The organism is Chlorogloeopsis sp. ULAP02, from assembly GCF_038404745.2.
Classification (GTDB): domain Bacteria; phylum Cyanobacteriota; class Cyanobacteriia; order Cyanobacteriales; family Nostocaceae; genus Chlorogloeopsis.
This window is the reverse complement of sequence record NZ_JAYKTT020000030.1, coordinates 179,033-190,337: the sequence shown is the minus strand read 5'-3', so window position 1 is coordinate 190,337 and position 11,305 is coordinate 179,033. Positions and strand designations below refer to the sequence as shown.

Sequence of the window (11,305 nt, the reverse complement as noted above, 5' to 3'; positions counted from 1 at the left end):
AAAAAGTATGGCGGTACGGTGATCGCTCAAGATGAGGCTAGTTGTGAGTGTTTCAGTATGCCCAAATCTGCGATTGACACAGGGAAAGTCGATTTTGTTTTTCCCCTAGATGCGATCGCTTCAACCTTGATAAACCTAGTGATGACAGAAAAAATCGATCAATTCATCGGAGCTTTCGCTCCGATGAATTGCTAAGAAATTGACTCTGGCTAAAATTAGTTTGACGAGATAGGAAAGAGACTCGCAAGCCAATAAACTGAATTCCAAGTTCATTTGATTGAGCTCGAAGCTTCCTAGACTCAGCCTTAACTTCACAAGCTTGGTTTCTCAGCATCCTAGATTTCGCCCTCATGTCAGTAGCTTGCTCTCTCAGCATCGCCATCATACTTTTGAGTATCTTAAACTCAGCAAGCAACCGATTGTCTAGAGCGTTTTTCAAAAGAGTAATAGAATTCGGTGTGTCTATGTGTCCCAACTCTGAAGTTTCGACCGTCAAATTATAGATGGCACTGAGAAGTTCAGCTACAGACTCACGGACAGTTTTTTTACTTACTAAAATTTTTTTAGCTAATTCTTTAGCCTCATCAAGTGTTAACCAGTCTGATGTAAGTGCGGCACATAACTCCTTATTTACATAACTCAACTCTTGCTCTATATCCTGTAGTTCTAACTGCTTGTATTGCAATTGTTGCTTGAGAGTTTCTACTTACTCGCACAAAATTTCTACTGTATCCTCAATTTCTCGTCTTGCACTAGAGTCAACAGTACTGATTAATAAAACGTCACTGTTGATATCAAAGTTTAAAGTGTCCATCTACTATTAGCAACTTTCCTAACTTGTTTGATTAGCAACCAACTATTAAAAGCAATTTATACTTTTTGCGCTTGCTCAACAAGCTTTAGTCTAGTGTTTTGCCAGTTTTTTTGTCTGTCCGCTACCGTATAAAGTTAGTAAGATTTTGTATGCCTAGATGTTAACTAATTACTAATACTTAGTTTTAATTTTCCTGTAGCGGGCGGATGATTGCTGGGGAAGTAGGTTGCTGGGGCTGAAAGATTGCAGCTAATGCTTGCTCTAAAGTTTCTGCCATCACAATTCGGTTTTCGTAAGCAACAATCACTCTCACAAAAGTCGGTAGGCTATTTTGTTCTGCTTCTAGATATAAGGGTTCGACGTACAAAAGCGATTGTTCAATTGGTATCACTAAAAGATTTCCTTGAATTGCTCGCGAGCCTTCCCGATTCCACAGAGAAATCTGTTGAGAAATCACCGGATCTTGGTTGATTAAAGCTTCGATTTGTTGAGTTCCATAGACTAACTGCTGTTTCGGGAATTCGTATAGTAACAACCTGCCATAATTTACCCCATCGGAACGTGCCGCGAGCCAAGCAATCAAATTTGCACGTTGTACAGGCTTAAACGGCATCAGAAGAATAAACTCTTCTGTTTGTGCTTGTGGCAGCTTCATGATCAAGTAGTAGGGTTCTATTGAACGCTGTTCGCTGCCATAAATTTCTGTAGGTATCTCCCACAAGTCTTCTCGATTGTAAAATACCTGTGGATCTCTCATGTGATATACCAGCAGTCGTTCTGATTGAATACTAAAGAAATCCAATGGATAGCGGATGTGGCTGCGTAGGGGAAGTGGCATTGCCGAGAGTGGTTTTAGCATTTTCGGAAAAACTTTCCCCAGAGTTGCAATAATAGGATCGCTTGGATCGGCAACATAAAAATCGACTGTACCATTGTAGGCATCGACAACAACTTTGACAGAGTTGCGGATGTAATTAAATCGATGCTTTCCTGGATCAGAATAAGGATAGCGATCGCTGGTGGTGTAGGCGTCAATTATCCAGTAAAGATAAGTTGGTTCGCCTTCTGTAGTTTCACCTCCTCCGTCAGCAGCAACTAAGTATGCATCGCCATCGAAACGTAAAAAAGGAGCGATCGCCTGAATTCTTTGGCGGATATTGCGACGAAATAACAATTTGGTTTGGGGAGTAAAACTACGCGTCAGCAGCATTTGCCAATCTTTGAGATACTGAGCAAACAACAAACGCCGCCATGTAGCACTTATCGGAATTCCTCCCTGTCCATCATAGACGTTATAGATATTCTCATTACCACTGGGATAATCTAACTCTTGCGTTCTTGTCCCAGTCATGACATAAGTATCGCTAATTTCCCCATAATAAATTCGCGGTTGAGCAATGGGAATGCTGGCACGAATTTCCTTGCTTGTAATCTGCAACGAACCCTGCTTGTCTGTACCATCTACCCCAATATCTTTAACGTAATAGTAAGGTAATCCACCAGGGGCAACTAAATTGACAGGGCTAAGTGTAAACCCGTAGCCATGCGTATAAACTAAATGTTGGTTAATCCATGTCTGCGCTTGTTCGGGAACGTCGCCGTAGTCTAACTCTCTTGCCGCAATTATAGTTTGTTGATATTCTGTTGCTTGAGTTGTCAAGTCCCGCAAAAGTGTGTAGCGGTCAATATCAGCACCAGGAAACTTGTAGTAAGGACGAATTTGCTGGAGTTGGCGGTTAGTTTCCAAAAGCGGACGGGTATCCCACAAGCGAATATTGCGAATTGTCTGGTTATTTTCTTTTAAATCAGCTGCTGTTAATTCACCTCGCGGATCGAAGGTTTCCGCATCAATGGCGTTTAAATTAAATGCCTGACGGGTAAGAGCAATGGTGCGGGAAATATACGGTCTTTCTCTTGTTAATTCATTAGGTTGGACAATCAGACGTTGTACTATTGTAGGCAAAATTTCGCCAGAAACTCCTGCCAATAATAGATAAAACACCAGCATATAAACCAATTGGCGTGGAAAGGGAATCGGTTTTAATCTGGTTTGTCTGGAACCGGACAAAACAAATAATCGCCATAGCAGATAAATAGCGATCGCCACTGCCAAAAAGCTCAAAGCAGTATAAATTGGCAACTGTGCGTGAACCTCTGTGTAGCTAGCACCGTAATTAACGCCATCGGTAGAATACAAAAGTTGATAGCGCTGTAGCCAATAATGCAGAGCTAGTGCTAGCATCAGCAAGCTTGTTAAACCGTTTAAGTGGAGTCGTTGCTGTAAAGTAAATCCTGGAAACCATCCCTCACTTAAACTATTGGCGGAACGTAAATAAATTAATCCTACGGAAACAACAGCGTATAAAAATATTCCTAATAACCAAAAATTTAATAGTTCCCAAATCGGCAGAGAAAATATATAAAAGCTAATATCCCGATGGAAAAGCGGATCTTTGGCTTGAAAACTAGTGCTACGGAAATATTGTAGAATTACCATCCATCGTCCTGACAGCAAAAAACCCAAAAGCAAGCTAATGAGTAAAGTGATCGCCCCTAATAGAAACTGATGATAAATTAAAATTGCGATTGTCAAAACTACTAATAAACCCAACTGCACCAAGTGAATAGGTATTGCCTGTAATTGCAACAGTTGAGAAAATAGCTGGAACTGGGGTGGCAACTGCCAAGAGGTGGTAGGAAGTTTGATATTTGGATACCAAAAATTTAAGGCTTGTTGAGCGTAGTAAATTAGAATTAATGCTGCTAAAGCACTCAATCCAATTACTACTGGCATCAGAAAGCGCAATTTCAAGGGAGAATTTGAAATATTGCTTTTGATGTCTACCCTATACCCTGTACCCTTTAACTTATAATCGTCGGGATGTTTCAGCCAATGGGCGATCGCTAAATTGCCTAGTAAAAAACTAACTGAAAAGAAAAAAGTGATCGTCCATGTCCCCAACTGCGTCACCAAACGCAGTAAAAATTCTTGCAAATATCCAACTTCATCAAACCAAAAAATTTCTGCTGTCAGACGTGAGGCTAATTCAAAAATTAACCACAAACCTAACAGCAGCAAAACTAATCGAGAAATCTGTTTCATATACAAGGAAGTGGGAACTAGGGATTAGGGACTAGGGGATTGATAATTTTAAATGTATAGCCTCTAGCCTCTAGCCCCTACTCAACTAAACTGCTCACCTGCATCTAGGTTAAATAACATTTGCAGAGCTTGCATACAGCGACGTCTTGCCTCTACATCTTGTTGCGCTCGCAATTGCACCATCGGGTCATGTAAAATTTTGTTAACTATTCCTCTTGTTAAAGCTTCGATCACTTCTTGATGTTTGTCACCAAATTCAGAACCTAATCTTGATAAAGCTTTCTCTAATTCTTGTTCTCGAATGGTTTCAATTTTGTTTCGCAGACAACTGATAGTCGAGACAGTTTCTAGCGATCGCCACCAGACATCAAAAGCTTCTACTTCCTGTTCTAAAATTCCCTCGGCTTCTTGTGCCATCTTGCGGCGGCTTTCGTGATTTTGCGCCACTACTGCCTTCAAATCATCGACATTGAACGCTTGCACGTTTGCCAATTCGTTGACATCAGTATGGACATTGCGAGGTACAGAAATATCAATTAACATCAAACCGCGATTAGGTTCTAAAACCAGTTCTAACTTAGCGCGATCAAGAATTGGATCAGTCGCAGCTGTGCTAGTAAATATTAAATCGCATTCGGAAATAACTGTTAGCATTTCCGAGAGCAGACAAATTTGGATATTGTGTTCAGGGAACTGTTGAGCTAACTCCTGTGCTCGTCCCACAGAGCGATTTAAAATACAAATTTTGGCAGCACCTTTAGAAATAAGGTGTTGTACCAACAACCGCGACATCTTACCAGCACCTAGAATTGCCACTCGGCAAGCCGCCAAGTTTTCTACCTTCATATGTGCCAATTCTACAGCCGCAGAACTGATGGAGACTGCACCAGTACCAATACTAGTCTCGGTACGTACTCGCTTACCAGCTGTTATCGCTTGTTTGAATAATCGATTCAAAATTGTTTTTATACCGTTATATTGTTGTCCCAGTTTGTGAGTATTTTTTACCTGGGCAAGAATTTGACCTTCTCCTAGTACCAAGCTATCTAAACCAGCAGCGACTCGCATTAAATGCATGACTGCGTCTTGGTGTAACAACACAAACAAGTGTTGACGTAAAAGCTGCGTAGGAATTTTACTGTGTTCTGATAAAAACTGGCTTACCTCTCGGACACCTTGTTCAGATTCCTCAGTCACAATGTAAATTTCTAAACGGTTACAAGTACTGAGGATGGCAACTTCTTTAAGATGAGGATAACTAAGCAGGTGTGCGATCGCGCTTTCGGTCTGTGGTTCTGGAATGCTCAGTTTTTCCCGGACTTCTACTGGGGCTGTTCTATGGCTTAACCCCACCACTGCTATATTCATCTGCTAAATCTTAGTTACGAATCGGTGATTGGTAATTGGGAATTTAAGGAATAGGGAATAAATGGCTGCTAGTAGTTAATAGATAGTCGATAGTGGGTAATGGATAGTGGTTAACAAGTAACTACTGTACGGGAGGCAGCGCGCCCTTGCGGGTTAAGCGCGTTGTAGCGACTGCCGTGCGGGTTTTGTTGATTATCTTTTGGTTTAAACCGATAATTTATCTTCTAAACCCACCCCTACCAACTACCAACTACTAACTACCAACTACTAACTACTATCTACTAACCATTATCCATCCCCATTCTTCATTAATTAATGCAGTTGCAGTGATTTTGGTTCGTCGAGCATATGGATTGTATCGACAAATCGAGCAGTCTTGGACTGGTTAGAAATTACCAGACTTTGAGTTCGTGCTCCTCCGTGGAAGAAGCGCACACCTTGGATGAGGTTACCAGTGGTGATACCGCAAGCAGCAAACAAAACAGTTTCACCAGATGCTAGTTCATGAGCATCGTAGACTTTATCAGGATCGTTAATACCCATTGACTTTAGCCGATCAAGGTTGGCTTCTTTGCTTTCGCCAATCAAACCTGTCTTCACGATCGCCGGATCGTAAATCAGCTGTCCTTGGAAGTGTCCGCCCAAAGCACGCATTGCCGCAGCAGAAATTACACCTTCTGGAGCAGCACCAATTCCCATTAAGGCATGAATATTGGTACCAGCAAAACCACAGGATAGAGCGGCACCGACATCACCATCCGAAATGAGTTGAACTCTAGCTCCTGCTTCCCGGATTTCTTTAATCAAATCGTTGTGGCGCTCACGCTTCATTACCACTACAACAAGTTCTTCGATAGAGCGATCTAAACACTCGGCGAGAATCTTGAGGTTTTCTGTTGCAGATTTGTTGATGTCCACTTTCCCCTTAGCAGCAGGAGGGGCTGCTAACTTCTTCATGTAGAAGTCGGGAGCGGCAAACAAACCACCTTTTTCGGAAATTGCCAAAACAGCCATTGAGCCTGGTTGACCATATGCCACTAGGTTAGTACCTTCACAGGGGTCAACAGCGATGTCAATTTCAATTAGTTCATCTGGGTTGCAAAAGTTTTTAGCATCTGGACGGCTACAAATACCGACTTCTTCCCCGATATAAAGCATAGGGGCATCATCGCGTTCACCTTCCCCAATCACAATGCGACCGCGCATATAGATTTTATTCATCCGCTCCCGCATAGCTTCTACAGCTACTTGATCAGCAGTATTTTTTTCGCCCTTGCCCATCCAACGAGCAGAAGCGATCGCGGCTTGCTCAACTACCTCAATAATCTCTAACCCAAGAGTATTTTCCACAGAGTCTGCCCTCTCGATAGCTTGATTTTGCGACTTTGTCATCTGGCCGATTCAGTTTTACAGTCTACCAAAGGGCGGATACCAGTGGGAATGTGGAAAATAGTCTTCACTATCGGCTTTATTTACTAAGGGATATCAAAAGTGTTACCTGTACAGATAAATATCCTTTATGTTGAAGCGGATAAATTTATTAGAATCCATACAGACGTTTATAGAACGTCACACTTTTAGCTTGCGATTTTTCGATTATGCTGGACTTTCTCAATCCTCTTCTCAATCGTCATCCAGAACGCGTCAAAGCCAATGTTGAGATTTACACTTGGCAACCCTGCCCTTACTGCATCCGTGCCAAGATGCTGTTGTGGTGGAAGGGTGTCAAGTTCACCGAATATAAGATTGATGGCAATGAAGCAGCGAGAGCAAAAATGGCAGAACGTGCCAACGGACGCCGCACTGTACCGCAAATTTTCATTAACAATCAACACATTGGTGGCTGTGATGACATCTATGAGTTAGATACAAAAGGTCAACTTGACAATCTTTTAGCCCAGCCAGCACTTTAAATTGTCTGGAGATTTACCAACAACAAAGGGAATTAAAAAGTAGATGGACAGTTCTAACAACATTGACACAACAGTAATTGAGTCTGAAATGCTGTCAAAACTTGATTCTGAACAACTACTGATAGTTGCCAAATGGTTAAGGCAAGAAGGCTTTGCGAAGTTCGAGGAATGCTACTCCTATAAGTTCATAGATGCGCTCAACTATGTAGCGGCAAGATTGGAAACTTTCGCCGAAGAGAAACAAGCTTAATAATTCACCCGATGTGTACAGAATAAATTCATTAGCCCGTGCAAACGGGCTTTGTTTATGCAGTCCCAGATTTCTAGTCTCAGGGTATTATTGACCTCAAAATATGTCACTCAAATACACAGAATATCTCATCCATTGCCAGTGGATGCACCATGCCCTAACTTTAGCAGAACAAGCTGGTAATGCAGGTGAAGTTCCTGTCGGTGCTGTAATTGTTAATTCTTTGGGGGAGGCGATCGCAGAAGGCGAAAATAGAAAAGAACGCGACCAAGATCCAACAGCTCATGCGGAGATAATTGCCCTTAGAGCAGCTGCTAGTAAGTTAAAAACTTGGCGTCTAAATCAATGTACTCTCTACGTTACTCTCGAACCTTGTCCGATGTGTGCAGGTGCGATTATCCAAGCCCGGATTGGACTTTTGGTTTATGGATTAGATGACCCCAAAACAGGCGCAATTCGTACTGTTGCCAATATCCCCGACAGTGCAGTTTCTAATCACCGTTTGCGTGTCATTGGAGGCGTTCAAGAATCTGCTTGTCGTCAGCAACTGCAAAGCTGGTTTGCTAATTTGCGACATCACACAGACTAACGGACAGAGGTAAAACTGTCCAGTTGGTGCGACACAAGTCTGGGAAGAGAATCTACGGTGTATTTAGTCCATACTTTGATCACATTGTAAAAGTTTACCCAACAGTCAGTAGCCACCGTCATGATGGAACTTCACTCATCCGACTATACCTATCAGAACAAATTAGCCAGCACCCAAGTAAATGCGAAGGTGGCTTCTACTACCTCATGGGTTTCTCCTTGGTTAACTCCTTTAGCTTATTTTTTAGGGTATAATTTATTACCTTCATTTTTTGGACAAATTCAGATTACCGGAAAAGAAAATATTCCTATCACTGGGTCTGTAATCTTTGCTCCTACTCATCGTTCTCGTTGGGATGCAATACTTGTACCCTACGTAGCAGGACGTTGGATTACAGGACGAGACTTGCGTTATATGGTGACTGTTACTGAGTGCCAAGGTTTACAAGGTTGGTTTGTTCGCCGGATGGGAGGATTTCCTGTAGATATTAAACACCCGTCAGTTACCACTTTACGTCATGGTGTGCAAATACTTCAGCAAAAAGAACCTCTAGTGATTTTCCCAGAAGGTGGCATTTTTCGAGATGGAAAAGTACACCCTTTGAAGCCTGGAATTGCTCGTCTGGCTTTGACTGCCGAATCTGGCTACCCAGATCTAGGAGTGAAAATAGTCCCTATCGGTATCAACTACAGCGATCCTTATCCGCGTTGGGGTACTAATGTCAGCATTCACATCGGTTCACCTATTCAGGTAGCAGATTACATAAGTGGTAATAGCAAACAAGATGCCAAACGCCTGACTACTGATTTAGAAAAGGCACTTAAACTCTTAAGCCATGATGAATCAGCGATCGCTACTCATACATTTGCTGAAATGCCTAATTCTTGATTTGTTAGTGGTTAGTGGTTAGTAGGGAAGGCAGCGCGTTGTAGCACCTGGCGTCGGGGTTCCCCCGGTTGTAGCGACTGCCGTGCGGGTTTTGTTAATTAACTTTGGGTTAAAGCCGACAATTTATCTTTTAAACCCGCCCGTACAGTAGGTAGGAGTTAATTTTTACTTGCTAACCCCTATCCCCTAAATTCCCAAAGCTAATTCCCAGTTATTCAGTTTGCCTACATCTTGCGATACGTGGTCAACTATCCACAACTGCCAACGTCCATTAGCACTTAAAGATAGTAACTGCTGGAGGATTGGGTGCGACTGAAGTGTGTAAGTAGCCTGTAATTCCTTACGGCGGCCTAAGGTACGATTTTGCAATAGTACAAGACGATTGTTAGGAGCAATCAAATAAATCTCCAGATCGCCTAAAAAATCGTGAGTAATATTGACGCTTACCTGAATATCTTTAACCAAACTGGAGTCGGAAATAGCGATCGCGCTTTTAATTCCTTGTGGCTCGTTATCTGGAATTAAAACCTGGTTATGATTTTGTCCTCCGATTTGCCAGGTAGCACTCATTATTACTGTTCGTAGCTGTTGCGCTGCTTGTACTGCCCGCAAAGCATTCACTTTCCCATAACCAAACCATTGCGAATGGCCGTTCTCATCGTAACTGCCATAACGCAAGCCTAATTGAGCATCGGCATCCAGGTCAACAATTTTATCAGCGGTTTCTTCGAGAATGCGTTTCACTTGTTTAGCACTCAAGTCAGGATTCACGGATAAAATCAGTGCTGCTACACCTGCCACTACCGGGGTAGCACTGGAAGTTCCGCCAAAGTTCTCGGTAAAGTTGCTCGGATCGTAACCAGCAGCCCCTACCTGATCGGTAGTGAACATACCTCGTCCAGAAATTGCTGTGGCGATCGCAGGCTGGGTATAGATATAACCTGTTTCTTGAAACCACATCCCTGGTGAAGCATTGTTACTAGGCGCACAAACTGAAATATTACTTCCCCAATTACTGTAAGCAGCTTTTTTATTCAAACTAGTGGAAGCAGCCACCGTAATTACATCTGGATGTACAGTAAATCCACTTAACCACTTAGTATTACCTTTAATAATATTTTTTTCCCATCCCTGTTCGTATACGCTGCCATTAATTGGACGATTGGCATTACCCGCAGCAAATAAAATTACACAGCCCCTACCATTACGTCCTTTTGTGGCAGCACGAGTAATAGCAGTACGTTGGCGCAAAGACAATGGGAAGTAAATTGCTGATGCTCCCCAACTGCAAGAAATTATACTAGCCCCTTTTTCAGTTGCCCAATCGAAAATAGCTTCGATAGATTCATCATCTAAAAAGCCAGTGGTACGAATGGGCATCAAAGCACAACCAGGAGCAACTCCAACAATTCCTGTACCATTTTCTTCTGCCAATGCTATTCCCGCACAAGCTGTACCGTGGCTAGTTTCCTGCTCATCAGGTAAGGGCAAGAAGTCATTTTCTTTAAAATCTCTGGGAGCAACAATCTTCCCACTACCTTGAAAATCTGAGTGGTTTAAATCAAAAGAATCGTCTACCACTGCCACTACCACCGAACGAACACCGCGAGTGATATCCCAAGCGTTTTCTACAGAAATATGAGAACCATTAGCCAATTGATTACCGCCTTTATGGTTAAGATACCATTGCTGCGGATAGAGAGGATCTCGCGGTTGGTAATGATGTTGTTGATGAACAATGATATTCGGTTCAGCAACTAAAATCTCTGGCAATGAAATCAAATGATTGGTAATTTTGATTGGATTTTCTGTAGCTTGTTCACTAACTAAAAAAACAAAAGTATTGGCAACAGTAGGGACAGATTTAACTTGGACTAAGCCAAATTTTGTGGTAATGGCATTAATAGTGGCAGCGTCTACCCAGGAAGCAAATTGAATTGTAATTTGGTCAGTTAAATAAACTTTCGCTAGAGGATTATCTTTGATTTGGTAAACATGACTGGCAAATGCCACATTGTGGGAAGCGCGCGCTCCAGCCATTGCTCTATCTAGTTGTGTGGGTGCAACGACGAATAATGCTAGTTCTGCCTTGGGAATACTGCGACACCAACTACCCCAATTTGCTTGAGATAATTGTTTGGGTGAAATGTTATCAACAGGACGAATGGTAAAGCGATCGCTCACCTTTTCTAATATCAATTCTTCGCCACCGCGTTGTAAAATCAACCCCAGACTAGCTGTGGATACTCCAACAGAAGAAACATCAGAGGAATTTAGGCGATCGTTCATGGCTACTCATTTAAAATACGGTTAAAGAGGCAATGGGAACATGATTTGATTCATTTGCAGTCTAGATCGGAGAAACTTCAAGAGATGACTT

At 42.3% G+C, this 11,305-nt stretch carries 10 protein-coding genes; 5 read left to right on the top strand and 5 right to left on the bottom strand.

Going from position 1 to position 11,305, the window contains the following annotated elements; genetic code table 11:
* A partial coding sequence (locus U2718_RS14010) for a chemotaxis protein CheB (protein WP_411813279.1) occupies positions 1 to 195 on the top strand: 195 nt, incomplete at its 5' end.
* Here the strand turns inward: U2718_RS14010 and U2718_RS14005 are convergent.
* From U2718_RS14005 to glpX, 4 genes are all read right to left on the bottom strand, one after another.
* Positions 164 to 685, bottom strand: a complete 522-nt coding sequence (locus tag U2718_RS14005) for a hypothetical protein (RefSeq protein ID WP_342000525.1) — start codon at positions 683 to 685, stop codon at positions 164 to 166. The genes U2718_RS14010 and U2718_RS14005 overlap by 32 nt on opposite strands.
* Before the next feature lie 313 nt (positions 686 to 998).
* Positions 999 to 3,917: a UPF0182 family protein gene (locus U2718_RS14000; protein WP_342000523.1), complete on the bottom strand. Its 2,919-nt coding sequence runs from the start codon at positions 3,915 to 3,917 to the stop codon at positions 999 to 1,001.
* Between the two features lie 81 nt (positions 3,918 to 3,998).
* Positions 3,999 to 5,285 carry a glutamyl-tRNA reductase gene (locus tag U2718_RS13995; RefSeq protein WP_342000521.1) on the bottom strand — a complete coding sequence of 429 codons (1,287 nt, stop codon included), beginning with the start codon at positions 5,283 to 5,285 and terminating at the stop codon, positions 3,999 to 4,001.
* Between the two features lie 312 nt (positions 5,286 to 5,597).
* Positions 5,598 to 6,635 (bottom strand): class II fructose-bisphosphatase, encoded by a 1,038-nt coding sequence (gene glpX / locus U2718_RS13990; RefSeq protein ID WP_342000551.1) that lies wholly within the window; start codon positions 6,633 to 6,635, stop codon positions 5,598 to 5,600.
* A 248-nt stretch (positions 6,636 to 6,883) separates the two neighbouring features.
* Between glpX and grxC the strand changes: the two genes are divergently transcribed.
* The 4 genes from grxC to U2718_RS13970 all read left to right on the top strand — a co-directional run bounded on the left by grxC (position 6,884) and on the right by U2718_RS13970 (position 8,925).
* On the top strand, positions 6,884 to 7,198 hold the full coding sequence (gene grxC, locus U2718_RS13985; RefSeq protein ID WP_342000519.1) for a glutaredoxin 3: 315 nt from the start codon (positions 6,884 to 6,886) through the stop codon (positions 7,196 to 7,198).
* Positions 7,199 to 7,241: 43 nt separating this feature from the next.
* Positions 7,242 to 7,448, top strand: a complete 207-nt coding sequence (locus tag U2718_RS13980) for a hypothetical protein (RefSeq protein WP_342000518.1) — start codon at positions 7,242 to 7,244, stop codon at positions 7,446 to 7,448.
* A gap of 103 nt (positions 7,449 to 7,551) precedes the next feature.
* The gene (tadA, locus tag U2718_RS13975) at positions 7,552 to 8,037 is read left to right on the top strand and encodes a tRNA adenosine(34) deaminase TadA (RefSeq protein WP_342000516.1); all 486 of its coding nucleotides are present in this window, start codon (positions 7,552 to 7,554) and stop codon (positions 8,035 to 8,037) included.
* A gap of 123 nt (positions 8,038 to 8,160) precedes the next feature.
* A complete protein-coding gene (locus U2718_RS13970) occupies positions 8,161 to 8,925 on the top strand; it encodes a 1-acyl-sn-glycerol-3-phosphate acyltransferase (protein WP_342000549.1) in 765 nt (254 codons plus the stop codon).
* A 186-nt stretch (positions 8,926 to 9,111) separates the two neighbouring features.
* On the opposite strand, the gene U2718_RS13965 is transcribed toward U2718_RS13970, so the two are convergent.
* On the bottom strand, positions 9,112 to 11,214 hold the full coding sequence (locus U2718_RS13965; RefSeq protein WP_342000514.1) for a S8 family serine peptidase: 2,103 nt from the start codon (positions 11,212 to 11,214) through the stop codon (positions 9,112 to 9,114).
* Positions 11,215 to 11,305: the final 91 nt, after the last annotated feature.